The following is a 24,239-nucleotide window of genomic DNA, read 5'->3' on the forward strand; positions in this document are numbered from 1 at the left end:
ATCGTCGATGGACGATGAAGGAGGTTGTCATGCTGGACCGCACCGTCGCGGAGACCTACGCCGGATGGTTCCGCGCACTCGCGGATCCAACCCGCGTCCAGGTCCTGCACCTGATCGCCTCCGCGGATCGTCCGCTGTCGGTCGGCGAGATCGTCGAGCAGGTGAGCGTGAGCCAATCGACCGTCTCGGCGCATTTGAAGATCCTGACCGAAGCCCGGTTCGTCCTCGTGCAACCGCACGGCACCGCCCGGTTGTACCGGGTGAACGAGCAATGCCTGTCCTGCTTCCCCAGCGCGGCCGATGTCGTGATGGGCCGCGCGGCCATCCCCTTCGCCGACATCGCTTGCGAGGCACCGAATTGAGGCCAGGCCAGGACGCTATCCGTGACCGCTACGCCAATGCCGCACGCCGGGCACTGGCAGGCGAGGCCACCGGCCTGCTATCCGAATCCGAACGACTCGGTGCAGTGCACTACACCGAAGAGAGCGTCCCCGAAACGGTGGCAGCCACCAGCCTCGGTTGCGGAAACCCGCTCGCCGTCGCGGATCTGCGACCCGGTGAAACTGTCCTCGACCTCGGCTCCGGCGGGGGCTTGGACGTCCTGCTTTCCGCCCGGCGCGTCGGACCCGCCGGCCGCGCCATCGGTCTCGACATGGCCGACGAAATGCTGGCCCTCGCCCGGCGGCACGCCGCGCAGGCGGGTCTCGCGAACGTCGAGTTCGTCAAGGGCACGATCGAAGCCATTCCCTTGCCGGACAACACCGTGGACGTCGTGATCTCCAACTGCGTCATCGCCCTGTCGCCGGACAAACCGGCTGTCTTCGCGGGCATCGCGCGCGTTCTGCGTCCCGGCGGCCGCCTCGGAGTGACCGACCTCCTCGCAGAGGAAACCCTGACCGACGCGGAGCGTGCGGCCGCTGACGAGGAATGCCTCGGCGGGGCACTCACGGCTGACGATTACCGAGCCTTGCTTCACGCCGCGGGCTTGGTGAACGTGGACGTCCGGCGTACTCACGAGGTCGGAAACAAGCTGTACTCGGCGATCGTCCGCGCCGACAAGCCTCACTGACGGGGAAGCGGTCCCACTCCCGGAACTCGGGTGATCTCCTCCGCGAGAAAGTCCCGCAAAAGCCGCACCCGGGTCAACTCCGCCCGCTCCGGCACGACGAGCAGATTCAACGGCAACGGCGCACACCCGTACCCAGGCAGCACCGCCCGCAGCCTCCCGTCCCGGAGAAGATCGTCCACCAGCCACCGCGGCACCGGTGCGATCCCGCGTCCAGCGACAAGCGCCTCCCTCGCGGCAAGCCCATGGTCGACGCGAAGCCGTGGCGTGAAGGTCGCGATGTGCGCCGCGCCCTGCTCGTCGATGAGCGTCAGCTCGCCGCTCTTGGCGACGCTCGTCCGCCGGATCACGTCGTGCGACGACAGATCTTCTGGCGAATCAGGCGTCCCTCGCCGCGCGAGATAATCGGGTGCCGCGACCAGGATCTGGTGCGCCATCCCGAGCGGACGCAGCCGAAGTTCGCTGTCCGGCTGCGGTCCGATCTGGATGGCGACGTCGACGCCGTCGCGGATCAAGTCGGAGCGTTCGTCGGTGAGAACGAAGTCGACGCGAATGTCGGGATAGCGATCCTGGAAGTCGAAGATCAGCCGGCTCAGATGCATGACCCCGAAGAAGGCCGAGCACGAGATCCGCACCTTCCCGGACGCGCCCGCCTTGGCGTCCTCGATCTCCTGCTGCGCCTGCTCGACCAGCCGCAGGATCTCCGTGGCGCGAGCGTAATAACGGCGACCCTCCTCGGTCGGCGAAATGCTCCTGGTGGTGCGGCTGAACACGGAGACCCCGAGCGCCTCCTCCAGGTCGCTCACGTGCCGCGTGACGGTGGACTGCCCGACCCCGAGATCCCGTGCGACAGCGGAAAAGCTGCCGCTTTCGGCGACCCGGACGAACGTGCGCATTCGATCGAGCGTGACTTCTGGCTTATGCATCGCGTGGATAAATCCTCTCCGCCGACGAGGCTAAATGAATCCCTCTCCCGCGGCTACCGTGAGGAACATTCCGACGGAAAGAAGCGGAGAATGCCCATGGGACCCGTGCGGGCCTGGCCGGACGGCAAGAAGGTCGCGGTGAAGATCTGCGTCGCGCTCGAATCGTGGTCTGACGGCCATTGGCCGGTCTACGCGCCGATGGCCGCCGCGTGGCCGCTGCCCGAGGTCGAATGCCGGCACAGCATGTCGTGGGCCGAATACGGGGCGACGACGGGAGTGTGGCGGTTGCTCGAGATCCTGGACCGGCATGACCTGCCGGCCACCTTCGGCGTCAGCGGCCTCCTCGCGGAACGGCATCCCGAACCCGTCCTGGCCGCGCACGCCGCCGGCCACGAGATCGCCGCGCATTCCTACGCCCAGGACATCATCCCCGGACAGCTCAGCGCCGACGCCGAAGCGGAAAACATCAATCGCTGCACCGATATCCTGCGCCAGGTCACCGGCTCCCGGCCGACCGGCTGGCTCAGCCCGCGAGCCACCGAATCCCGCCACACCCCCGCCCTCCTCGCCGCGTCCGGCTACCTCTGGTCCGGCGACCGCAGCGACCGCGACCTGCCCTATATCGCGGCCACCTCCGCGGGCCCCTTGGCCTACCTCATGCACAGCGACTTCACCGACGTACGCGGCGTAATGGCCGGCCCGCGCGCGTACCGAGACATCCACGTCGACTTTCTCGACTACCTCCTCCGCCAGCCGACGCCAGGCATCCTCAACCTGACCGTCCACGCACATGTCGGCGGACGCCCGCTGTTCGCCGACCAGTTCGACCAGCTGCTCCAGCAGATCGCCCTCCTCCGAGACGACCTCTGGATCGCCACCCACCACGAGCTGGCCGAGCACGTGCTTCACACCGAGAAAGCCGCATCATGACCCGCACCCTCATCATCGGCGGAACCGGAGCCATGGGCAGCCGGGTCGTCGCACGACTCCTCGCCGACACCGACGACGAAATCACGGTCCTCACCCGCGACCCAGATTCGCCGCGCGCAGCGTCTCTAGCCCACGACCGCGTGCGCTTGATTCGAGGCGACGCAAGCGATTCGCGCAGCATCGAGTCCGCGTTGAACGGCGTCTCCCGGGTCTTCTGCAACACCGACTTCTTCTCCGCCAAAAGCCCGCTAGCCGAGTTCACGCAAGGCATGAACATCCTTGAAGCCGCCCGGCAACACGGCGTCGACCGATTCGTGTGGTCATCGCTGGACAGCGCCGCGACCCTGACCTCCGGACGCGTTCTCGCGCCGCACTACGAGGCCAAAGCCGCAGTCGCCGCACACATCCAGCTCCACCGATCCGAAGAAATGATGCGGCACGAACCGGACGGCTGGTATTCCGAGCACGTCTCGATCCTCGTGACCTCGCCGTACTTCGAGAACCTCCAATCACGCCTGTCGCCCGAAGGCGCACTCGACGACGGCGTGGTCTTCACCCTCCCGCTCGGCTCCGGCCGATACCCCATGATCGCCTTGGCCGACATCGCCTGGTTCGCAGTGCACATGCTGGAACACTGGCAATCCTGGGGCGCACGCGATCTAGCCGTCTCCTCGGACAGCCTCACCGGCACCGAGATCGCCGAGACTTTCGAGCGCGTAACCGGGACGCCCTCCCGCTACGAAAACCTGCCGCTCGACGCCCTCCGCACGAGCATCCCCGACGTCGGCCACGACTACGCCGGAATGTTCGGTTTCTTCCAGCAACACGACGTCGCCGCGCACGACCGCGACCTCGCCCTGCTGCGGCGCCTCCACCCCGGACTGATGACCTTCGAAGACTGGCTGCACCGCACCGGATGGGACGGCCGCCGACGCGAGGTCCAGCAATTCAGGCCCCGCTCATGACCTACGCTTCTGTCCAACTCGAACTGCGCACCGCGCTAAACGAACTCCGCCGCGCAAACCTGTCCAAGACCGAACACCGCCTCAGCTCGCCGCAATCGGCGCGGATTGTCGTCGAGGGACGGGAAGTCCTGAACTTCTGCGCCAACAACTACCTAGGCCTGGCCGACCACCCCGCAGTAATCGACGCCGCCAAACACGCCCTCGAAACCCGTGGCTTCGGAATGGCCAGCGTCCGCTTTATCTGCGGTACCCATACCGAGCACACCACCCTGGAATCGCGCCTGTCAGCGCTACTGGGCACCGACGCGACGATCCTCTGCTCCTCCTGCTTCGACGCAAACGGCGGCGTCTTCGCCACCCTGCTGGACGAGCGGGACGCCGTTCTCTCCCACGCCCTCAACCACGCCTCAATCATCGACGGCATCCGCCTTTCAAAGGCGCGCCGCCACCTGTACCGCACCCTGACCGAGCTAGAAACTCAGTTGGCAACCGCCGCCCGCCGCCGCCTCATCGTGACCGACGGCGTCTTCTCCATGGACGGCACCATCGCCCCACTGCGAGAAATCTGCGACCTAGCCGACCGCTACGACGCCCTGGTCATGGTCGACGACTCACACGCCACCGGAATCCTCGGCCCGACCGGCGCCGGAACCCCCGAACTGCTGGGAGTCCGCGACCGAGTCGACATCGTGACCGGCACGCTGGGCAAAGCACTCGGCGGCGCCTCCGGCGGGTATGTCAGCGCCCATACCGAGATCGTGGAACTCCTGCGGCAGCGCTCCCGGCCGTACCTGTTCTCCAACGCCCTACCGCCCGCGATCGTGGCAGGCGCCCTGGCCGCCCTGGACCTCGCCGACTCCTCCCGCCGCGAGGCCCTCCACCGCAACACCGCTCGCTTCCGTGCCCGCATGGAACGGTCGGGCTTCCACCTCCTGCCCGGCGAACACCCAATCGTGCCGGTCATGTTCGGCGACGCAGGCGAGGCTGCCCGCGTGGCCGAACGGATGCGGCGGTTGGGCGTGTATGTGACGGCGTTCAGTTATCCGGTGGTGCCGCTGGGGGAGGCGCGCATCCGGGTGCAGATTTCGTCGGAGCACTCGCGCGAGGACCTGGACCGCTGCGTCGCTGCCTTCGTCGCCGCACGCGATGTGCACGGCTCCAGCGCTAGCACCTAAGGCGTCGAGTCAGGTAGACGCGCCAGTTGTACGCCGCGCTTGCGACGAAGAACGCCGCAAAGATCCATGAAGTCCACTGGCTCAAGAACACGGCCAGTGCAAGCCACATCAGGACGCTGCACGTACTGGCGATGGCGCAAGCGAGAACCCACCGTCGCTGACGCCGACTGAGCTCGGCCGGGTAGCCGCCTACCCATCGCTGTCGGTCCACCCGCGGATTTTTCCATGTGGCCTCAAAGCCGCCTCATTCAAATGCATGAAAAACGGGACGGCGGCCGAGGATTCCTTCGACCGCCGTCCCGTGCCTAGCGGGTCGTCACCTGCTGACCTTGAACGGCCCGGTGACGGCCACCCGCATCACACGTCGTAGGTCTGTCACGCCTCGGCGCTGACCTGCGGTCTGCCCAGTTGTACCCCTTCTGACCTGCTGGTTAGCGGTTGTCGTCGGTCGTTCATGGTCAACAGTCGCCGACGTCTGACGGCCTGGCGGGTCCTTCTCGCACCTGTCCGGCGGCCGACCGCGGAACTGGCCTCGTGGGGTTCCTGTTCGCCCCCTTCTCCCTCGTCCCTGCTGCCTCTAGCGCCGGGCGGTCGTGTCAAGGCACGCTTTCCCGCCTTGATGCGGCCGACCCGGTGTTAGACGCTGAGTAACGAGGGACCCTTGGTGACCACTCAGCGTCGGCTGCCGTAAGTCGGGGGACTGAGCTGGGCAGCTCGATGAATCTCCGTCGCCGTTGGCGGTGCGCTCGCGTTACCTGGTCTACGGCGGGCTTGCCCGGCGGCGCGGGCCGGAGCGGAGCGGCAGGCTCGCGTCCGCCATTGGGCGGAGCCCGCCGTACGGGAGGTGACCCGCGCGCCGCCAACGGCGGCGCGCCTTGATCCCATAGAGCCAAGTTCGGCAGCAGGACGCTGTCGACTGTGCAGCCGGCACCCTTTCGCACTTATTCAACCGGTCGACGACCTGTGCAGCTATCCGGGTGTACCGGTTGGCTAGGGAATCTCTCGATTCTTAGCGGTGATCCTGCATTGTCGCTAGCCGGTGCCATATCGGCTCAATGTGGTTAGGCGGTCCTACAACTGGCCGCCCCTGAGTACCCTCACAGTCACGTCGCTGGTGCCTGCATGGCCGCCATGATCGACAGTGACATGCAAGTGGCCTGTGGTGGGCACAGCCATGATCACTGGTGACTGGTTGTAGCGGCCACCCACGTGCTGATAGCTGCGCCCAGTTTTGTAGGCGGCCAGGTTCATGGAGTCGACGAGTTGAACGTTCGCCTCCGTCCCCCCAGAGATCGACCCGGACACGGGTCCCGGCTCGCTGCTGCCCAAGGTCGTGGGTAAGAAATTGCGTCTCATGCCGCCACTTCGTCAGGCGTCATGTCGAACCGTCGTCTGCGTTGCAGACTCTTAGTCGCTTCACGGGCGGACTCTGTTTCATCCTGCTAGCGAGATGGAGGTGTGTTGCCCACGAAGATGATCTACTGCTCGCTCTTTGTTCCGATTTGCAGACGGTCTGTTCCAGTGAGGTGCCGTGTCCCGCTGTTGATCACGTAGAGTGTTCCCATGTCGGACTATCTGGACAACCCTGCAGGAAGACTGCTGGCGCTACTGGAGTTGGCGCGCGGAACGACGCAAAGCGCATCGGCGTCTCAGCAATGGGCGACTGTATTCGAAGTGGATCAATTCAGTCCTCAGTTCTTTCGTGCGATCGCAAATGTGGCCAAGATGGCCGTTGATACCCGCATTCAAATGAAAGAAGTTGAACCTGAACTTCATGAAATTCACCTGGAGCATTTTGGTCAAGTCGACGAAGTTATCACTGCGTTTGCTCGATGTTCGACTACTGCTATGGCAGATTTCTTGGCACCACTGGACGAACGGTCTGGTATACACTCGCTAAAGGTTTGCTCAGCTATTCTTCATGGCAAGAGGTCGGAGGGGCAGCTAAGCGATTCCGAACGAGGTTCTTTGCTTGAACAGGTCTTGTCGCTGATCGAGGAGGTCGAGAACTCTGTTGACCTGCAAGGAGAAATTCTCGACTGGTTGCTTGGTCGGCTTCGCGAGATCAGACTTGTATTAGAGCATCCTGCGCAGTTCGGGATCAGAGATCTTGCAACGGTGAACGATGCGATCGTGGGCGGCCTGCAGACGAAGCGTGAAAGAATATCCGTTGTCGCGAAGAGTGGGGTAGCGAAGAAGGTGCTCGGATTGATTGTCGCCCTTGATCTCGCGATCAATCTAGGTGCAAACAGCCTGCAAATTGCACAAGCCGTGCCAGGAGAGCCTAAGCCCACGCCTGCCGTGGTTCAGATTCAGCAATATATTGAACAGTATCAAATTGGGTCGAGTAATAGTGTTCAGCAGCTTACCGTCGGTCCTAATTCGGCACCGAAAGGCGAGTTGGATTCAGCTGATAAGTAGCGAAAAGATGAGCGCCTTGCGCACGAATTGAGTGGCAGGCTGTGCCGACCAGGAATTAGTTTTGTTATGGTTAAGGTGATTTTGCGGAGCGGGGATCTGGCGGTGGGCGATTAGCGTTGACCTGCCCTCGACCGGTGTCCGTGTTTGACACATGTTGCACAAATACTCCTTCTGGATCCGGCTACGAGACATTGGGTCAATGTAGGACCCCGAAACCTGATGTACGGTAAGGGGATGTTGCACCTCGCTGAGCAAACGGACGACCCGGGTTGGTGGCAGGTGGTCCCGGCTATAATTCAATCAGTCTTCTGGGTGGCAGTCGGCACTGTCACTGTACTGACCTACTTGCATGCCAGAAAAACGATTCTTCAACCTATGAGAACAGAATTTTTTAAACGTCAAATTGAAGAGTTATCGAATGTTCTAACTTATTTTGTCGGAGCTGACGAGGGTCGTCTCCGCAGGATTTCAGGCCAGGAAGACGCTTTTTCTGCCAATGTTGCAGCGATGTACGACAGTTACACTATGGCAAAATTTTCAATGATGCCCGTCGACCCCGAATCTCGCCCGTATGCTCGAAGCAGGTGTCCATCCTCCGTATTCTCGATGGATGCCATGAACAAGCTATTCACGCATGCAAATGAGCCCGTTCGCGAAAAGCTCGATTCGGCTGACGCGGCTGAGCAAAAGAGGCGAATTCTGGCTAGGCAGCAAGGTAGATGGAGTGAGGGGTATGAGCACCTGGAGCTTCATGTGCCGCGAAAGATGGCGGAGTTCGACGAAAAGCTCGATGGCTTTATGCAGAACCCTTATATGCCAAGCTCATGCGTGTCCGCGATTAAAAATATGAAAGATAGAAATCATGAAAATCTGTCTATTCTCGGAAAATTGCTCACTGAGTGTGCGCCGGAAATGGTAGAGAATTACCCGACGATTGAAGATATTGGGAATGCAAACGACTCGTGGATATACAATCGATTTAATGATAAGGTCTTTGGGCTGGAGGAATGCGCCAGTGAGATAGTATCGTCCGTCAGGGAGCATCTGGCGGTAGACGATTTTGAGGGGCTGCGAAATAGGAAAGTAAAATCTCGGATTAAGCGGTTTGGTATATTTGCTCGATCCTGAGTGTGTCACTGTCATATGCGGGTGGAATGTTTGTTATCTTGTCAACCGGATGAAGGGAGTCTGCGGGCGCAATGTGCGCTTTCCCATGGTTATCTCGGAGTTCTCCGTCGTTGATAGGCTCATAATTTGAGTATTGTTTGACGCTGGCTGTCAGCTAAGAACTGTCATCACCGCGCGGTGAATTGCTTGTGACGCTCCGATGGTCTCGGCAGAGTTGATGGTGTGGTGCGTGCCTGCGGCGTCAGTGACGCGTGCACCGGATTCGCGCGCGACGAGTACACCGGCTGCGGTGTCCCATGGTTTGTTGGACAAGATGACGCATGCGTCTATGCGGCCCTCGGCGACGAATGCGAGGTCGAGTGCTGCCGACCCGAACATGCGGACGCGCTCTACGTTCTCGGCCAAGGCCTGGGTGATGGTGAACCGGCGGCGGTTCTTCTCTGTTGCGCCTGTGCCGGTGGCGTAGTCGCCGATGGAGACGATGGCGCGGGCGAGGCTGCCGTTGGTGCTGGCCTGGATTGGCTTGCCGTTGCAGTACGCGCCCGTCCCCTCAACCGCGGAATAGCTGAGGTCCAAGAACGGGGCGACGACGACACCGACCACGGGTTTGCCGTGGTGGACAAGTGCTAGCTGGGTCGCGCAGAGCGGTATGCCGTGTGCGAAGTTGGACGTGCCATCGATGGGGTCCAGCGCCCAGACCTGGGGTGTGCTTGGGTCAATGGTGCCGCCGCCTTCTTCTTCTCCGAGGAAGCCGATCTCCGGCGTGGCGCGTTCCAGGAACGCCCGGACCTCTCGTTGGATCCGAAGATCTAGATCAGTAACGAGGTCGCGGTCTCCCTTGGCGTGAACCTCGCCCGGCCCTTGGGTCGTCATGAGCTTGTGCCCGATCTCTACGGCTTCTTGTGCCACGGCGAGCATCGCGTCAAGGTCGTCGTTCTTCACGCGGTGACCTCCGTCGAACGCGCCCACATGGATTCGAAGACCTGGGCGAACGTGTCGAAAAGGCCGGCGGGCTTGCCTGCCTGCCGTTCCATGACCAGCGTCGGTGACTCGACACCTCGCGCGTCCGGTAGGTAGGGCTGGACTACGCAGGTGTCGTTGTCGATGACGGTGATGTTGAACCGCACAGGCTCGTCGTAGGTGCGGATCTGCAAGTTCTCTCGCGCGGGCGGGCTGAGCTTGGAGTGGAGGCGCTGCAAGGTCTGCATGTTCAGCGTCGTCAACGTGGTGAGAACGCCCGGCGGGTGACCCTCTTCGCGTTCGCGCGCCTTGATGTACTCCCCGGCAGGGTCGAGGAACAGTGCTCGGACCGTGGTGCCGTTCTCCAGCAGTTCCATGAGCGACCGGTCGGAGTACTGCTGGCACAGGGCGTTGAGCGACAGCCCGACAATGCTGATCGAGTCCGCGTCGTCGAACAGCCGGTGCGGCGGCATTTCGTGGCTGAACTCCGGCCGCGTGGTGAACACGGCGGTCACGTCGGCCATGCCCTCGGCACGGGCAACCGGTGGTGCGGCTGGCGCGGCGGGCTTGGTCGACGGCGGCTCGGGCACGAACCCGATTCCCCCGGTGTGCTCCTGGAACAGCTGCTCGGCAGTCCACCCGGGGAACATGCTCTCCAGGATCCGGCAGTGGTCGGCGTAAGGCAGGCCGCGGACGTCCCCGGAAAGCCACCGGTAGAACTGCGCCTTGCTGGGATAGCCGCCCTTCAACGTGTCGTCGATCTTGGCGGCGTGCTTGTCGTACTCGCGGCAGAACGCCCGATGGCCCTGTAGGTGCCGCTGCTTCAACAGCACCTTGAGCACGTTCGCTTTCTCGGTCGCCGGTCCCGCGTCGTGGTCCGCCATGCGACCACCGTAGCAGGCGGATGAGACAAAGACGAGACTCGATGATGGTCAGAAGTTCGGGACGAGACCTCCGCGCCATCTCGATGAAACTCCTGGTCAGCCGATTGTGTACGTAGCCGCCAGTGAGGCGGGACACAACGGTGAAGCAGGTGAATCCAACATGGCGATCAGCAAGGGCTTTCGGTTTCCGGTCGAGTTCGACGAGGCGTTCCCGCAGGGTTCGGTGATGGTTGGCGAGGTGTCGCCGGACAACGAGTGCCAGTCGCGAGAGGACCGGGCGGCAGGTCGGCCTGCTCAGCAGCGGGTCGACGAGTCGGCGGGCAAGCGGCAGTGGAAGGGGACGGTCACCGGCCTGAGCGAGCCGAACGCGAAGCGCGCGTCGTATGAGGTGACGTTTCTGGCGGATGTGCAGCCGGTGCCGACGACCAGTGAGGTTCTGCCGGGGATGCGGCCGATCGAGCTGGAGGGGCTGACGGCGGAACCGTGCGTCGCGGGCAACGCGGAGTTCAAGTACCGGTCCTGCGGCTACCGCGCGACGGGCTTCAAGGCGGTCGCGGACGGCGGCGGGTCGAGTTCGGCGCAGCAGGAGCAGACGGCTAAGGCCGCGTGACGGCGCTGACGGCGGCCTGACTGGGAGTCGCAATGGTGATCAAGAAATCGGTGAAGGCGTGGGAGGACGCGTACCGCAAGTACGGTGCCGCATCGGAATTCGCGGCTCGTGCGGGTCAGGGCGACCACGAGGCGGCGTCTGTCATGGCGCACGCTTCGTGGGTCGTCGCTGAGGCCTGGCGGGCGATCGCGGCGGAGCGTCAAGACCTGGCCTGGTGGATGTTGGCCGCGATCGAGTCCGCGGCCGAGGCATTCGAGGACCAGGCACGCCATTGGCAGCGAAAGGGAGGACAAGACGGTGCTGTTCAACGGGATCTGGACGCTTGGCCCGGAAGCGGTGGCGGGAATGCACGCCAATGGACCGGAAACCCTGCAGGAGTTGGTGTGCTGCCTCAACAAGGGCAGCCCGCTGACCGATCCGACGCAGAGACAGAAGTTCGCCCTTCGCCAACTCCGCGACGACGCGGGCCAACTGGCCGCCGTCCTCGACACACTGGCAGGACCGGCACATGACGACCAAGGCTGAACCGGCCACGCTGGAAGACGCCCACTCCTCCGCAACGGCTCGGCGTCCCGCGTCCGGCGCGGCCCGTTCGGAATGGGTGGCATTCCACCTGGCGAACGCGGGGATGTATCGGACCGTCGCGGACTTCGACCGCTGGCACCACCACGAAGCCCTGTACTGGGCCGACTACGAAGAACGTCAAGCGGCAAGACTTTCCTCCCCGTCCGAGGAGGGAGAGCCCGGAAAGAAATAGTCCACATTAGACGAACGAAAGTTCAACAACGGTAAGAAAAACGCACGCTCGGACGTGCGGCCCTCAAAGCCGCCTCATTCAAACGCATGAAAAACGGGACGGCGGCCGAGGAATTCCCTCGACCGCCGTCCCGTGCCTAGTGGGTCGTCACCTGCTGACCTTGAACGGCCCGGTGACGGCCACCCGCATCACACGTCGTAGTACAGCGAGAACTCGTACGGGTGCGGACGAAGCCGCAGCGGGTCGATCTCGTTCTCGCGCTTGTACTGGACCCACGTCTCGATCACGTCGGGCGTGAAGACGCCGCCCTCGAGCAGGTAGTCGTGGTCCTGCTCCAGCGTGTCCAGCACGGTGCCCAGGTCGCCCGGGACCAGCTTGACGTTCTTGGCCTCCTCGGGCGGCAGCTCGTAGAGGTCCTTGTCGATCGGCTCCGGCGGCTCGATCTTGTTCTTGATGCCGTCGAGCCCGGCCATCATCATCGCGGAGAACGCCAGGTACGGGTTGCCCGAGGAGTCCGGGCAGCGGAACTCGGCGCGCTTGGCCTTCGCGTTGTTGCCGGTGATCGGGATGCGCACGCAGGCGGAGCGGTTGCGCTGCGAGTACACCAGCGAAACCGGCGCCTCGAAGCCCGGCACCAGGCGGTGGTAGGAGTTCACCGTCGGGTTGGTGAAGGCCAGCAGGCTCGGCGCGTGCTTGAGCAGGCCGCCGATGTAGTGCCGCGCCGTGTCGGACAGGCCCGCGTAGCCGGACTCGTCGTGGAACAGCGGCTGGCCGTCCTTCCACAGCGACTGGTGGCAGTGCATGCCCGAGCCGTTGTCGCCGGCGAGCGGCTTCGGCATGAACGTCGCGGTCTTGCCCGCGGCGAACACGGTGTTCTTCACGATGTACTTGAACAGCTGCAGGTCGTCGGCAGCGTGCAGCAGCGTGTTGAACTTGTAGTTGATCTCCGTCTGACCAGCCGTGCCCACCTCGTGGTGCGCGCGCTCGATCTCGAAGCCGGAGTTCGTCAGCTGGCGGACGATGTCGTCGCGCAGGTCGGCGAAGTGGTCGACCGGCGGGACGGGGAAGTAGCCGCCCTTGAACTTCGTCTTGTAGCCCTGGTTCCCGCCCTCGGTGTCGGCGCCGGTGTTCCACCAGCCCTCGATCGAGTCGATCTCGTGGAACGACAGGTGCTCGGCGTCCTCGAAGCGGACCGAGTCGAAGATGTAGAACTCCGCCTCGGGGCCGAAGAAGACGTTGTCGGCGACGCCGTACTCCGCGATGTACTGCTCGGCCTTGCGCGCGATGTTGCGCGGGTCGCGGCTGTAGGCCTCACGGGTGAACGGGTCGTGCACGAAGAAGTTCAGCGAGAGCGTCTTCGCCTTGCGGAACGGGTCGATCCGCGCCGTCTCGGGGTCCGGCAGCAGCAGCATGTCGGACTCGTGGATCGACTGGAAGCCGCGCACCGAGGAGCCGTCGAAGGCGAGGCCCTCTTCGTACGCCTCCAGGTCGAACGCCTTGGCCGGCACCGTGAAGTGCTGCATGACGCCCGGCAGGTCGCAGAACCTGACGTCGATCGACTCGACCTTCTCGTCGGCGATGAGGCGCTGAATGTCGTCTGGAGTAGTGGGCACCCTCGGTGACTCCTTCTCGTTCGTTACCGGCGGCTGTACTCTCTTCGGCTCACGCTAAGAGGGCGGTGTTGCCCGACCGTCACCCGAATGTTTCGCCGGTGTTAACGGGCTCCCGTCACTGCCCAGTCGACCAGGCCGGATGTGGTCCGCGCCACCGGCATACCCTGGACGGGTGGCGAGATGGACGGGTGAATGGCTGCCGGGCGCTGGCGACGGCTCCACCACTGCGGGCCCGCGCGAGGCCCCGAAGTGGCGCGGCGAGTCGATGGGCCTGCCCGAATCCGGCGTGGGCTCGGTGGCCGGCGGCGGTCCGCGCTTCCTCGCGCTGGTCGTCGACCTGGTGCTCGCGTCCCTGATCACCGCCCTCTTCGTGCGCTACGACCTGCAGAACGCCGCCGCGATGCAGACGTTCAACCTCTGGGCGGGCGCGGTCTGGGCGGTCATCACGGTCGCCCCGGTGACGTTCTTCGGCTTCACCCCCGGCATGACCGTCCTGGGCATCCGGGTGGCCCGCCTGGACGGCGCGACCATGGTCGGCGCGTGGCGTGCGCTGGTGCGGATGGTGCTGACGGCGCTGCTGCTCCCGCCGCTGGTGCGCAACGCCGACGGCCGCAACTGGCTCGACCGCGCGACCAACACCGTCGTCATCCGGATGCGCTGACGCCGGTCGGAGACGCGCACGGCGTCGGCCGGACCTGCTCAAGCCGCGCTTGTTTCGAAAACAAAAGAACCCCCGGCCGCAGCGGGCCGGGGGTTCTCGGTAAGCAGCGTCAGCGACGGCGGATGGTGCGCTGCACGTTCCGCATCTTCGCGCCCGCGGGCATCGGCCCCTTCGGCATCGCCGCGCCGCGCGAGCCGAGAGCGGCCAGCTTCGCTTCGAGGGCGTCGATCTGGGCCGGCTTGAGGTTGCGCGGCAGCTTCGTCAGGTGCGACTGCAGCTTCTTGAGCGGGACCTGCTTGTCCTCGTGGCCGATCGTGACGTCGTAGATCGGGGTGTCGCCGACCAGCCGGGACACGCGCTTCTTCTCCTGCGCGAGCAGGCTCTTCACCCGGTGCGGGGCGCCTTCGGCCACGAGGATCACGCCGGGGTGGCCGAGCACGCGGTGGACGGCGTCGAGCTGGGTCGTCGCGGCGACGGTCGGCGTGACCTTCCACTTCCCGCGCAGGTTCTCCAGCGCCCAGGCGGCCGCGCCGGGCTGGCCGTCGGCCTTCCCGTAGACCGTGCGCTGCACGCGCCTGCCGAAGATGATCACGGCGAGCAGGATGCCGAGCACGATGCCCAGCGGCAGCAGCGTCCACTGGATGTCGAAGATGAACCCGATGCCGAAGAGCACACCGGCGACGACCACGATCGAACCGACCATCCAGGGGATGAGCATCGGGTCTTCGCGGCGCTGCATCTTGAACGCCTCGAACAGCTGGCCGCGCCGTGCCTTGCTCGCAGCGCGCTTTTCCCGCTTGGCCTGCTTGGCCGCTTCCTTGTCCTGCTTGCCCGCCATATGACCAGGATACGGCCGCGTGCCCGGCCGGGAATCCGTCGGCCCCCTCTGCGAGGATCGCGGGGTGGCCATCGCATCGTCTCCCCAGAGCCGGCAGAGCCGCGCGGGCCTGCTCGACGGGCTTGATCCCGAGCAGCGCGCCGCCGCGGCGGCCCCCCGCGGTCCCGTGTGCGTCCTCGCCGGCGCGGGCACCGGCAAGACCCGGACGATCACGCACCGCATCGCCCACCTGGTGCAATCGGGCCACGTCTCGCCCGGGCAAGTACTGGCCGTCACCTTCACCACGCGCGCCGCGGGGGAGATGCGCACCCGGCTGCGCGGACTCGGCGTCGACGCGGCGCAGGCGCTGACGTTCCACGCCGCCGCCCGCCGTCAGCTCCGCTACTTCTGGCCGCGGGTCGTCGGCGACCGGCCGTGGGACCTGATCGACAACAAGTTCCGGCTCGTCGCCCAGGCCGCCCAGCGCGTCCGGCTGAGCACCGAGACCGAGGTGCTGCGCGACCTGGCGAGCGAGATCGAGTGGAGCAAGGCGTCGCTCGTGTCGCCGGACGACTACCCCTCGGTCGCCGCGCGGATGCAGCGCGACACCCCCGCGCCGGTCGCGCAGGTCGCCGAGGTCTACCGCTGGTACGAGGAGCTGAAGACGAACGCGCAGGTCCTCGACTTCGACGACCTGCTCCTGCAGACCACCGCGGTGCTGGAGAAACACGACGCGGTCGCCGCCGAGTTCCGCGACCGGTACCGCTGCTTCGTGGTCGACGAGTACCAGGACGTCACGCCGTTGCAGCAGCGGCTGCTCGACGCGTGGCTAGGCGGCCGCGACGACCTCACTGTCGTCGGCGACGCCAACCAGACCATCTACTCCTTCGGCGGCGCCTCGCCGAAGTCGCTGCTGGAGTTCACGCGGCGGTTCCCGGAGGCGACCGTCGTGCGCCTCGAACGCGACTACCGGTCCACGCCGCAGGTCGTCGCGCTGGCGAACCGCGTGATCGGCGCCGCGCGCGGACGTCCGGCCGGTTCGCGGCTGAAGCTCATCGGACAGCGGCCGGAGGGTCCGGAGCCGAGGTTCGCCGAGTACGAGGACGAGGCCGCCGAGGCCAGCGCGGTCGCCCGCCGGGTCCGAGAACTGCTCGACGCGGACGTGTCGGCCAGCGAGATCGCGGTGCTGTTCCGGGTGAACGCGCAGTCGGAGGCTTACGAGCAGGCGCTCACCGAAGCCGGGATCCCGTACCTGGTCCGCGGCGGCGAGCGGTTCTTCCAGCGCACCGAGGTGCGGCAGGCGATGTCGGCCTTGCGCACAGCGTCGATGGAGTCGACCTCGCTGGAGCTGGTCACCGCGGTGCGCTCGGTGCTCGCGCGGGTCGGGCTCACCGAGCAGCCGCCGTCCGGCGGAGCGGCGAAGGAGCGGTGGGACGCGCTGCTCGCGCTGGTGGAACTGGCCGAGGAGCTGGCGGCGTCGGTCGAGGACGCGGACCTGCCGCGATTCGTCGCGGAGCTCGAACAGCGATCGGTGGCGCAGCACCCGCCGACCGTCGAAGGCGTCACGCTCGCCTCGCTGCACGCGGCGAAGGGGCTCGAGTGGGACGCCGTGTTCCTCGTCGGGCTGTCTGAGGGCACCATGCCGATCCTGCACGCGGACGGCGACGATGCCGCGATCGAAGAAGAACGGCGACTGTTCTACGTCGGGGTCACGCGGGCTCGGGAGCATCTGTCCCTGTCGTGGTCGCTCTCGCGCGGGCAGGGCCGGGGACGCAACCGGCGACGGTCGCGGTTCCTGTACGGGCTGATCCCGGAGGACCACCCGGCCGCGCGCATCGCCCGTTCGCAGCAGGTGTCGAAGCCCGGCTCGAACGTCGCGCGCTGCCGGCTGTGCGGCGGTCCGCTGGTGCAGACCATGGAGGTCAAGCTGGGGCGGTGCGGGAAGTGCCCGTCCACAGTGGATGAGGATCTGCTGGAGAAGCTGAAGACCTGGCGCGGGGAGCGTTCGCGGGAGTTGAAGGTCCCGGCGTTCGTCGTGTTCACTGACGCGACGCTGATGGCGATCGCCGAACAACGGCCGACCGACGACGGCGCGCTGGTGTCGATCTCCGGGATCGGCGCGACGAAACTGGAGCGGTTCGGCGCGGAAGTGCTCGACGTGGTCCGCGCGTCGATGCGATCTTGACCGCGTCTTCGCGGTGATCGATGCGGCGAACCTGCTGCTAGGGGGCGATCTTCGTCTCTTCGGCAGAGATTTGGGAAAATAAGTTGCCCCGGTTGTGCCGGGGCGCATAACCTGCGTAGGCACCCGGGCGAGAGCCCGGTCTGGGGATGGAAACGACGGCTGCCGCTTCGCGCGGCGCAGTCCGACAGAGAAAGGCGGTGCCGGTGAAATGATCAGCAATCTGATGCACACGAACCCTGGCACCGGTCTGTCGCTGTGCATGACCGTCGCCGCCCCGCGCCAGGGCACCGGTGTGTCCATGTTCGCGCACGTCGACGGAACGCGTCGTCACATCGACGGATTGCGTCGCATCGAGCGCAACGGGGCCCCGGCCGGCATCACTCTCGCGACCGCCGCCGTTGTTGCCGCGTACCCGCAGGTTGATGTCGATCTGCCGACCATCAAGCAGTTCCGTGTTCCGTTGTCGATACGGGAGCGAAGTTCCTGACCTAGTCAGGACTCAAGGCTCACGAAGGCCGCGGAACCGGTAACCCGGATCCGCGGCCTTCGTGTTTTTGTGGCTGCACAACAAGAAGGAACAAGTTGTCCAGTTCGATCGCCCACCGCCACACCACCACCGAATCGCAAAGGAGCATGGAAATGTCGTCTGCCATCGCCCTCGCCGAGGGCCCCTTAGCCGAAGGGTTCGACATCGGCGACCTGCTCGACGGGGTCGCTGAACCCGAACTCCCCTGCCGCTCGCGCGACGCGGACCTCTGGTTCGCCGAATCGCCCGCGGAACTCGAGCGGGCCAAGGCATTCTGCGCCGCCTGCCCGGTCCGCGAGGCCTGCCTCGCGGGAGCACTCGCCCGGCGTGAGCCGTGGGGTGTCTGGGGAGGGGAGATCTTCGAGCGCGGTGCGGTGATCGCGCGCAAGCGGCCCCGTGGTCGTCCGCGCAAGAACGCCGCCCTCGAACCCGCCGCCGCAGCCCGGAGCGCCGCCGCATGACCGTCGACCTCATCACCACGCGCGATTTCGAGGCCCGCACCGGAAAACCGGTCCGCGTGCAGCCGAAACCCAAGCAGAACAAGTCTCAGGAGATCACGAAGATGTTGCTTCACGAAGAACTGTCCCGAGCGCGAATACGCGACCTGATAACCGAATGCGAAACCCAACGCCCATGGCGCCAAGCGCGAGCCGCGCGCCGCTGGTCGCGGGTAGCCCGCTGGGCGACCAGCCGAGCGGAGCGATACCAACCACCCAATTAACGGTGACTCAGTCCGGCCAGGCGGGCCTAGCTTCGGCTGGTCTCGCCTGGCCCGCCTGGCTCGCCTGGCCTGGCCTGGCGCGGCCGACTGGCCTGGCGCGGCCGACTGGCCTGGCGCGGCCGACTGGCCTGGCTGGCTCGCCTGACCCGGCTAGCTCAGCCTGACCGGCCTGGCTTGGCCCGGCCCGGCCTGGCTTGGCCCGGCCTGGCTTGGCCTGGCCCGGCGCGGCCGACTGGCCTGGCTCGGCTGGCCCGCCCGGCCTGACCGGCTTGGCTGACTCGCTTGGCTCGGCTGGCCTGCCCGGCCCGGCCCGGCCCGGTCTGCCCGGCCTGCCCGGCTGCCCGGCCTGCCCGGCCTGCCCGGCTGCCCGGCCTGCCCGGCTGACCGGCTTGGCCCGCTTGGCTCGGCTGGCTGCCTCGGCCTGGCTCGGCTAACCCCGTCTGGCCCGGCCGCTGCCCCTGTGTCCGGGAGCCGATGCCCGCCACCAGGATTGCCTCCAATCCTGGGTGGCGAGCGTCGGCCGCCCGGGCGTTGATCCCGCCTCCCGCACGATTCCGCGCTGCCCGGCTCATCCCGGGCCGCGCGGATTCGGTCAGGTTCGGTCGCCCGATCACCCGGCTGCGAGCCAGGCGATCGGACGCCCGTCGCCCTGATTCGCCCTACCCAACCGGCTCGGGCGGCGAGCATCCAGCAACGGTTTTCGCGGTGAGCGACCGCGCAAGCGCATTGCCCATGGGGAGGGGCAGGCGTCCGCGCGACCATTCCGCCGCTGATTCACGACTTCGCCGGAACGAGCCTGGACGGTCTGTCGGGGGACCGTCCAGGCTCGTTCTCGTCCGGGCCCGCGGACGGGTGTTTCAATGAGCCCGTGTCCGGACATACGCACGACCACATCGACTGGGCTGACCGGCTGGTTCTCCTCCGTGCAGCCGACACCCTCGACGCTCCCGCGCAAGCCGCGATCGCAGCCCGCCTGATCGAGAAACTCCCCGCCAACCCGACGGTGATCGACCTGGGCTGCGGTGCCGGCGGAATGAGCACCCACTTCGCCCAAACCCTGGCCACCCAGCACGGCGGCACAATCATCCTGGTCGACGCGACTCCCGAATTGCTCCACGAGGCCGAGCGCGCCGTACGAGCCGCCGCCGACGGAGCTGCCGGGGATGCGGAATCAGCCGGAGGCGCCACACCGAAAGTCGAGGTTCGTGCGATCGTCGCCGATCTCGCCGACGGTGCCTTGCCCGACTTGCTTCCCGCCGCGGATCTCGTGTGGGCGTCGCGCGTGGTGCATCATCTTCCGGACCAGCAGGCCGCGATTGGCACGCTTGCCGCTGTCGCGCGGGCTGGTGGCGTGGTCGCTCTCGCTGAGGGCGGGTTGTCTTTTTCTTGCCTCCCTTGGGATCTCGGAGTCGGACGGCCCGGCCTAGAGGACCGGCTGCAGGCCGCGCAGGCTGAGTGGTTCGTCGGAATGCGCGAGGGCATCGACGGTGCCGTGCCGATGCCGTACGGCTGGACAGTCGCGCTCGAACGGGCCGGGCTCGCCGACGTCAGCTCGTTCAGTGCGTTGGTGGACCACCCCGCACCTGGCCCGGACGGTCTCGCCGACTATGTGCACCACCACCTTTCCCGTCTCGCGACGCACGGTGCCGACCATCTCGCGGAGGAAGACCGCGCGACGCTGGCTTCTTTGCTCGATCCGGACAGCTCCCATTACCTCGGCAAACGCCGCGATCTCTTCCTGCTCGGCGCGCGAACCGTGCACCACGGACGTCGACCGTGACCGCGCCCGACCCGACGTGCTCCTGGTGCGGCCGAGCACGTGCTGCCGAAACGGACGCGCTCGCGGCCCTGGCCTGGGTCAGCACCAAGGAAAACGGCGAGCAGCGCTGGCTCTGCCCGGACTGCGCGCGCAACCACGTCCGGGACATCGAGGGCAAGCTGCCCGACGAATACTGGTGATCGGGCGCGCAATGAGCCCCAGGCTGTCGGGCGAGCGTTCGTGACCGGGCTGCGTGCTCAACGACGGACGGCTGGATGCCTTTGAGCACTGGTCATTCAGCTCGCGCGCAACGACCGCGGGGGACGCTGAAGCAAAGTTGCCTGCCGGGCGCTGATGGCAGCGCGCGGGTCCTCGCGTCGTCTTGCCTGTGCGTCAGATCTGGGTCATGCGGCATTTCCTGTCTTGTAGACAGCGCGCACTTTCGGGCGAGGAGTGCGCGCCGCATGGCGGTACGCGTTGAGAAGCTCAGCGCTCATCTCCTCTGATGAATCCCGGAGTTGGCGTGGGGTGCACCGAAACAGCACGGTCCCGGTTGCGGCCAGGGCTAGGTGGCTGAAGTCGTCGGGACCTGCTCCGGTGCGGTAGCGCCAGGCGAGGCCGATTTCGTCCCACCAAGCGTCTGCGGTACCGAGCCGGCGGCCGCGGCGATCGCAGACTGCGACGTTCCATTGCGGGGTGGGCAGCGGGGTTCGTTGGAGGACACGGAGTGCTTGTCCGTGCGCGAAGGTTTCTTGGTCGTCGAGGCTGCGCAGGACTGTGCGTACGGCCGCTGAGCCGCGCTGGTTTCCGTTGTCCAGTTCGCGCGTCAGCTCGGCGCGGTCCGCCAGACCCCAATACAGCGGCAGCGAGACCAGTCTTGCGATCTCGTCCGGATCGTTTTCCCGCCTGGCCAGGTCGAGAGCGGCGCGGGCGGCGCTTGCGTAGGGCAGGCCCTCGATCAGGATTGCCTCAGGCATTCGAGCGGTGCGGTACGTGATGATGCTCGGTTCGCTGGCGGGCCTTCGGTTGTGTGGCACCAGGAGATGGATTTCCGGGGTCCGCGGATGGCTGATTCCGTGTGCGCACAACGCATCTGTGCCGGTGATGACGGTTCCGGGGCCATACCGGGCAACGGCTGCGTGCAGGAGTTCTTCTCGGCTCGGAGGTTTGTCGTGCACGAGGTAGACGCCGGAATACACCTGTCGCCACGGGCCGCCCGGGCCGGAGAGCTGGGCGGCTCTTCGATCGGAAATTCCCGCGACGCGCAGATGCCGTCGATGGAGAACTCCATGCGAGACCAGGTCACCGAAAGCGAGGGAATCTGTGCTTGTCGTAGTCGTCATACATCGAGAATGACGGCTTGATCAACTCCGCGAAACCACCTTGCGCAATCTGTGGACAACTCGGAGTTGCGCTCTCGCCTTGTGGATAACTCAGCCGGCGAACCCGGGCTGCCACCGTTCCACGATGCCGCGAGCGGGGATCTCGGCGTCGAGTTGGCAGAGGATGCCGGTCGATCCCGCCGTGACCCGGTGGATCATCAGGTACTCCGGCGGCAGGTTCAGCGAGCGGCCGACGTGGAAGTCGTTGCCCCGGGAGTCGCCGACGCGCCCCGCCTGCCGTTGCATCCAGCGGCGCGTGAAATGGAACGTCGGCTCGGCCAGCGGCTCGGTGAACGGCGCGAGGTAGGCGAGCACCTCGTCCGCTTCCAGCGACGAATCCGCCCGCACGAAACCGTTTTCGCGCAGCAGTCGCATCAGCTCGTCGGAGTGGCCGTCCAGGGCGAGTCGCGTGATTTCGCCCAGGTGCCGCGGAATTCCGTGCGGCAGCTTCGCGACGCCACCGAAGTCGATCACGCACAGCCTGCCGTCGTCGGCGAGCATGAAGTTGCCGGGGTGCGGGTCGGAGTGCAGCAGATGCGCCCGCGCCGGCGACGAGTAGTGGAACTCCGCGAGCAGCCGTCCGGCGAGGTCGCGGGTGGCCGGATCGCCGTCCGAGATGATCTTGGCCAGCGGGGTGCCGGTGGCCCACTCGCTGACCACGACCTTCGGCGCGCTCGCCACGACGCGCGGGATCAGGAATTCGGGGTCGCCCTCGAATGCCTTCGCGAAGGCGCGCTGGTTGTCGGCTTCGGCGAGGTAGTCGAGCTCCTCGTCCATCCGCTCGGCCAGCTCCGTGAGCAGCGGTTTCACGTCGGTGCCCGGGACGAAAGCCTGGAACAGCCTGCTGAAGCGCTGCAGCTGGCGCAGGTCGCTGCGCAGCGCCTCGTCGGCACCGGGGTACTGGACCTTGACCGCCACCTCGCGACCGTCGTGCCAGGTCGCGCGGTGCACCTGGCCGATGCTCGCCGCGGCGGCCGGCTCGTCGTCGAAGTGCGAGAACCGTCCGACCCAGGACCGGCCCAGCTGCTCGGCGAGCACGCGGTGGGTCTGCCGGGCAGGCATCGGCGGCGCGGCCGACTGCAGCTTCGTGAGCGCTTCCCGATACGGCTGCGCCATGTCGTCCGGCACCGCGGCCTCGAAGACGCTCAGCGCCTGCCCGAACTTCATCGCGCCGCCCTTGAGCGTGCCCAGCACCTCGAACAGCTGCTCAGCGGCCTTGGCCGAGAGCGTCGCGCTCACCTGCTCAGCGCTCTGCCCGGCCAGCCGCTTGCCCCAGCCGCCCACAGCTCGTCCGGCGATGCCGAGCGGAAGGCTCGCCAGCTTCGCGGTACGGGCAGCGCCGCGACGCGGCATGGCGGAATCGCGGTCTCCGGTTCGGTCGCGAAAGTCGGTCACCCTGCGATTCTGCCTTGATGAGCGCGACGTCCGCAGCCTGCTTACCGCACCCAGGTGTGTCCTACGTCTCTTGCAGCACCTCCTCGGGCACCTCTTGCGCCGGTAACGGACCTTCTTCCACGGGAACGGGCGCACCGCAGCCGCAGTCCGGGTGCGGCTCCCAGTTCTTGCGGTGCAACTTTCCGTCGAAGTTGTCGATCTCCAGCGTGGCGTTCCAGGTCGGCGGCGGAGTTTCGCTCGGCGAGAGCAGCCGCATCGCCTGCGCGACGGCGAGCGAGGCGCAGGCGTGCACGGCGCCCAGGTCCGCTCGTGGAATCCGGCCTACCAGCTGCGTCGCGATCCTTGGCCACGACAGATCAGCGTCGGTCCGGTGCAGGTCACAGCAGCGGAGGCAGGCGCTGCGACCAGGCACGACGAGCGGCCCGACGATGCCCGTGCCCTCGCACACCCGGACCGGCAGGTGGGAGGTGGCGGAGTCGACCAGTTCGGCTACTTCTTCCGGCGGCGGGACGAGTGTGTCGGTGAGCAGCACGAGGTCGGGGAGGCGTCGCTGGTTTCGGGCGGTGGTGACGTCGGGCGCGACCCGCGCGACGACGGTCCGGATCGCGCGTTGCCTCGGTTGGCCCAGCTCAGCAGGCGTGAACCCGGAGCCGAGGTCGGCTTCGGTGACCGTGCCGGACGCCCGGATGTCGAGGTGTCCGACTCCGGACGCCGCGAGCAGCGCGGCGACTGCCACGGCGATCCGTCCGCTGCCATGGACCGCGATGAGGCTCTGCCAGCGACGGTCCGTGAGTGCTGGCTGGTAGTGCCGGGCTCGCAGCGACCACAACCCGGTCTCGACCCGTTTCGCGCTCTTCTTCGCCGCTTCCGTGACCAAACCGAGCGCGGACAGCTGTTTCAGCAGCAGCTGGAACTGCTCCCGGTGTTCGCCTACAGCGAGCAGGACGTCCTCGAGGCCCCGCCGTCCGTCGAGCCTGCGGACGCTGTCGACGATCGGAGCGGGCAGGCCGTTGGCGACGATGCCGTGGCGGGGGTCGAGGCCGAACTGGATCTCGTTGCCGTCGCGTTCGAGCACGTGGATGCCCGGAAGCAACGTCGGATAAGCCGGGAGGAGCACATCCGGCGGCGGAACACTGGACAGGGTCATGCGGCCAGCTTGGCAGCTCCGGAACTCCACTCGCGGGTGAGAAGCTGAGTTGTCCACAGGGAAATCTACTTGTGGACAACTCAGGGCTGTGACCTTTCGGCGCTCCAAGTTGTCGGTGCTGAGCCTTACCGTTGTCGAGTGGTCGAAGCACGGATGCCCTCACTGAGAGGCAGGGGCGAGAAGGCCCCGTCGGACACTTCTCAACACAAGG

Annotated in this window: 27 protein-coding genes; 18 read left to right on the top strand and 9 right to left on the bottom strand. The window is 66.1% G+C overall.

The annotated features are described in order from the left end of the window. Positions 1 to 29 precede the first annotated feature (29 nt). Both ACZ7OI_RS46510 and ACZ7OI_RS46515 read left to right on the top strand, forming a co-directional pair. Complete coding sequence (locus ACZ7OI_RS46510; RefSeq protein WP_470270519.1) at positions 30 to 362, top strand: ArsR/SmtB family transcription factor; 333 nt, start codon at positions 30 to 32, stop codon at positions 360 to 362. Between the two features lie 104 nt (positions 363 to 466). Further along, the gene (locus ACZ7OI_RS46515; RefSeq protein ID WP_470270520.1) at positions 467 to 1,069 is read left to right on the top strand and encodes a methyltransferase domain-containing protein; all 603 of its coding nucleotides are present in this window, start codon (positions 467 to 469) and stop codon (positions 1,067 to 1,069) included. Here the strand turns inward: ACZ7OI_RS46515 and ACZ7OI_RS46520 are convergent. Beyond that, entirely contained in the window at positions 1,063 to 1,962 is a 900-nt protein-coding gene (locus ACZ7OI_RS46520; RefSeq protein ID WP_470270521.1) for a LysR family transcriptional regulator, read from the bottom strand. The two genes, ACZ7OI_RS46515 and ACZ7OI_RS46520, sit on opposite strands and share 7 nt — an antisense overlap. 120 nt (positions 1,963 to 2,082) lie before the next feature. Between ACZ7OI_RS46520 and ACZ7OI_RS46525 the strand changes: the two genes are divergently transcribed. The 3 genes from ACZ7OI_RS46525 to ACZ7OI_RS46535 are packed head-to-tail and all read left to right on the top strand — an operon-like array spanning position 2,083 to position 5,062. After that, complete coding sequence (locus ACZ7OI_RS46525) at positions 2,083 to 2,922, top strand: polysaccharide deacetylase family protein (RefSeq protein WP_470270522.1); 840 nt, start codon at positions 2,083 to 2,085, stop codon at positions 2,920 to 2,922. Continuing rightward, positions 2,919 to 3,887, top strand: coding sequence for an NmrA/HSCARG family protein (locus ACZ7OI_RS46530; protein WP_470270523.1), 969 nt, complete (start codon positions 2,919 to 2,921; stop codon positions 3,885 to 3,887). Before ACZ7OI_RS46525 ends, ACZ7OI_RS46530 begins: the two co-directional genes overlap by 4 nt. Next, positions 3,884 to 5,062 carry a glycine C-acetyltransferase gene (locus ACZ7OI_RS46535; protein WP_470270524.1) on the top strand — a complete coding sequence of 393 codons (1,179 nt, stop codon included), beginning with the start codon at positions 3,884 to 3,886 and terminating at the stop codon, positions 5,060 to 5,062. The genes ACZ7OI_RS46530 and ACZ7OI_RS46535 overlap by 4 nt, the downstream gene beginning before the upstream one ends. Positions 5,063 to 6,133: 1,071 nt before the next feature. Here ACZ7OI_RS46535 and ACZ7OI_RS46540 read toward each other — a convergent pair. Next, positions 6,134 to 6,418 carry a DUF1883 domain-containing protein gene (locus ACZ7OI_RS46540; RefSeq protein ID WP_470270525.1) on the bottom strand — a complete coding sequence of 95 codons (285 nt, stop codon included), beginning with the start codon at positions 6,416 to 6,418 and terminating at the stop codon, positions 6,134 to 6,136. A gap of 207 nt (positions 6,419 to 6,625) precedes the next feature. On the opposite strand from ACZ7OI_RS46540, the gene ACZ7OI_RS46545 reads away from it, so the two are divergent. Together ACZ7OI_RS46545 and ACZ7OI_RS46550 are read left to right on the top strand one after the other, a co-directional pair. Continuing rightward, complete coding sequence (locus ACZ7OI_RS46545; RefSeq protein WP_470270526.1) at positions 6,626 to 7,483, top strand: hypothetical protein; 858 nt, start codon at positions 6,626 to 6,628, stop codon at positions 7,481 to 7,483. 234 nt (positions 7,484 to 7,717) lie between these two features. After that, positions 7,718 to 8,611 carry a hypothetical protein gene (locus tag ACZ7OI_RS46550; RefSeq protein WP_470270527.1) on the top strand — a complete coding sequence of 298 codons (894 nt, stop codon included), beginning with the start codon at positions 7,718 to 7,720 and terminating at the stop codon, positions 8,609 to 8,611. 150 nt (positions 8,612 to 8,761) lie between these two features. Here the strand turns inward: ACZ7OI_RS46550 and ACZ7OI_RS46555 are convergent, their stop codons facing one another. Both ACZ7OI_RS46555 and ACZ7OI_RS46560 read right to left on the bottom strand, forming a co-directional pair. Then, positions 8,762 to 9,553, bottom strand: a complete 792-nt coding sequence (locus ACZ7OI_RS46555) for an inositol monophosphatase family protein (RefSeq protein WP_470270528.1) — start codon at positions 9,551 to 9,553, stop codon at positions 8,762 to 8,764. Next, a complete protein-coding gene (locus tag ACZ7OI_RS46560) occupies positions 9,550 to 10,455 on the bottom strand; it encodes a DUF5919 domain-containing protein (RefSeq protein WP_470270529.1) in 906 nt (301 codons plus the stop codon). Before ACZ7OI_RS46560 ends, ACZ7OI_RS46555 begins: the two co-directional genes overlap by 4 nt. Before the next feature lie 160 nt (positions 10,456 to 10,615). Between ACZ7OI_RS46560 and ACZ7OI_RS46565 the strand changes: the two genes are divergently transcribed. From ACZ7OI_RS46565 to ACZ7OI_RS46575, 3 genes are all read left to right on the top strand, one after another. Then, a complete protein-coding gene (locus ACZ7OI_RS46565) occupies positions 10,616 to 11,065 on the top strand; it encodes a hypothetical protein (protein WP_470270530.1) in 450 nt (149 codons plus the stop codon). A gap of 297 nt (positions 11,066 to 11,362) precedes the next feature. After that, positions 11,363 to 11,590 (top strand): hypothetical protein, encoded by a 228-nt coding sequence (locus ACZ7OI_RS46570; protein WP_470270531.1) that lies wholly within the window; start codon positions 11,363 to 11,365, stop codon positions 11,588 to 11,590. Next, a complete protein-coding gene (locus tag ACZ7OI_RS46575) occupies positions 11,574 to 11,822 on the top strand; it encodes an AMED_5909 family protein (RefSeq protein WP_470270532.1) in 249 nt (82 codons plus the stop codon). Before ACZ7OI_RS46570 ends, ACZ7OI_RS46575 begins: the two co-directional genes overlap by 17 nt. A 188-nt stretch (positions 11,823 to 12,010) precedes the next feature. Here ACZ7OI_RS46575 and glnA read toward each other — a convergent pair whose 3' ends face one another. After that, the gene (gene glnA / locus ACZ7OI_RS46580; RefSeq protein WP_470231608.1) at positions 12,011 to 13,435 is read right to left on the bottom strand and encodes a type I glutamate--ammonia ligase; all 1,425 of its coding nucleotides are present in this window, start codon (positions 13,433 to 13,435) and stop codon (positions 12,011 to 12,013) included. A 172-nt stretch (positions 13,436 to 13,607) separates the two neighbouring features. On the opposite strand from glnA, the gene ACZ7OI_RS46585 reads away from it, so the two are divergent. Then, positions 13,608 to 14,096, top strand: a complete 489-nt coding sequence (locus tag ACZ7OI_RS46585) for an RDD family protein (RefSeq protein ID WP_470270533.1) — start codon at positions 13,608 to 13,610, stop codon at positions 14,094 to 14,096. Between the two features lie 109 nt (positions 14,097 to 14,205). Here the strand turns inward: ACZ7OI_RS46585 and ACZ7OI_RS46590 are convergent, their stop codons facing one another. After that, entirely contained in the window at positions 14,206 to 14,934 is a 729-nt protein-coding gene (locus ACZ7OI_RS46590) for a DUF4191 domain-containing protein (protein ID WP_470270534.1), read from the bottom strand. Positions 14,935 to 14,998: 64 nt separating this feature from the next. Here ACZ7OI_RS46590 and ACZ7OI_RS46595 point away from each other — a divergent pair, with 64 nt between their 5' ends. The 7 genes from ACZ7OI_RS46595 to ACZ7OI_RS46625 all read left to right on the top strand — a co-directional run bounded on the left by ACZ7OI_RS46595 (position 14,999) and on the right by ACZ7OI_RS46625 (position 20,304). Continuing rightward, positions 14,999 to 17,098, top strand: coding sequence for an ATP-dependent DNA helicase UvrD2 (locus ACZ7OI_RS46595; RefSeq protein WP_470270535.1), 2,100 nt, complete (start codon positions 14,999 to 15,001; stop codon positions 17,096 to 17,098). Between the two features lie 208 nt (positions 17,099 to 17,306). Beyond that, positions 17,307 to 17,585, top strand: coding sequence for a hypothetical protein (locus ACZ7OI_RS46600; protein ID WP_470270536.1), 279 nt, complete (start codon positions 17,307 to 17,309; stop codon positions 17,583 to 17,585). Positions 17,586 to 17,737: 152 nt separating this feature from the next. Continuing rightward, positions 17,738 to 18,085, top strand: a complete 348-nt coding sequence (locus ACZ7OI_RS46605; protein ID WP_470270537.1) for a WhiB family transcriptional regulator — start codon at positions 17,738 to 17,740, stop codon at positions 18,083 to 18,085. After that, entirely contained in the window at positions 18,082 to 18,345 is a 264-nt protein-coding gene (locus tag ACZ7OI_RS46610; RefSeq protein WP_470270538.1) for a hypothetical protein, read from the top strand. The genes ACZ7OI_RS46605 and ACZ7OI_RS46610 overlap by 4 nt, the downstream gene beginning before the upstream one ends. 269 nt (positions 18,346 to 18,614) lie before the next feature. Continuing rightward, positions 18,615 to 18,779, top strand: coding sequence for a hypothetical protein (locus tag ACZ7OI_RS46615; RefSeq protein ID WP_470270539.1), 165 nt, complete (start codon positions 18,615 to 18,617; stop codon positions 18,777 to 18,779). A 434-nt stretch (positions 18,780 to 19,213) separates the two neighbouring features. After that, on the top strand, positions 19,214 to 20,125 hold the full coding sequence (locus tag ACZ7OI_RS46620) for a class I SAM-dependent methyltransferase (RefSeq protein ID WP_470270540.1): 912 nt from the start codon (positions 19,214 to 19,216) through the stop codon (positions 20,123 to 20,125). After that, the gene (locus ACZ7OI_RS46625) at positions 20,122 to 20,304 is read left to right on the top strand and encodes a hypothetical protein (RefSeq protein WP_470270541.1); all 183 of its coding nucleotides are present in this window, start codon (positions 20,122 to 20,124) and stop codon (positions 20,302 to 20,304) included. The genes ACZ7OI_RS46620 and ACZ7OI_RS46625 overlap by 4 nt, the downstream gene beginning before the upstream one ends. A 204-nt stretch (positions 20,305 to 20,508) precedes the next feature. On the opposite strand, the gene ACZ7OI_RS46630 is transcribed toward ACZ7OI_RS46625, so the two are convergent. From ACZ7OI_RS46630 to ACZ7OI_RS46640, 3 genes are all read right to left on the bottom strand, one after another. Continuing rightward, the gene (locus ACZ7OI_RS46630; protein WP_470270542.1) at positions 20,509 to 21,303 is read right to left on the bottom strand and encodes a hypothetical protein; all 795 of its coding nucleotides are present in this window, start codon (positions 21,301 to 21,303) and stop codon (positions 20,509 to 20,511) included. A gap of 234 nt (positions 21,304 to 21,537) precedes the next feature. Further along, a complete protein-coding gene (locus ACZ7OI_RS46635) occupies positions 21,538 to 22,839 on the bottom strand; it encodes an ABC1 kinase family protein (protein ID WP_470270574.1) in 1,302 nt (433 codons plus the stop codon). Positions 22,840 to 22,942: 103 nt separating this feature from the next. Then, positions 22,943 to 24,028, bottom strand: coding sequence for a ThiF family adenylyltransferase (locus tag ACZ7OI_RS46640; RefSeq protein ID WP_470270543.1), 1,086 nt, complete (start codon positions 24,026 to 24,028; stop codon positions 22,943 to 22,945). Positions 24,029 to 24,239 lie beyond the last annotated feature (211 nt).

The sequence above is a fragment of the Amycolatopsis sp. NPDC114503 genome (assembly GCF_055633655.1).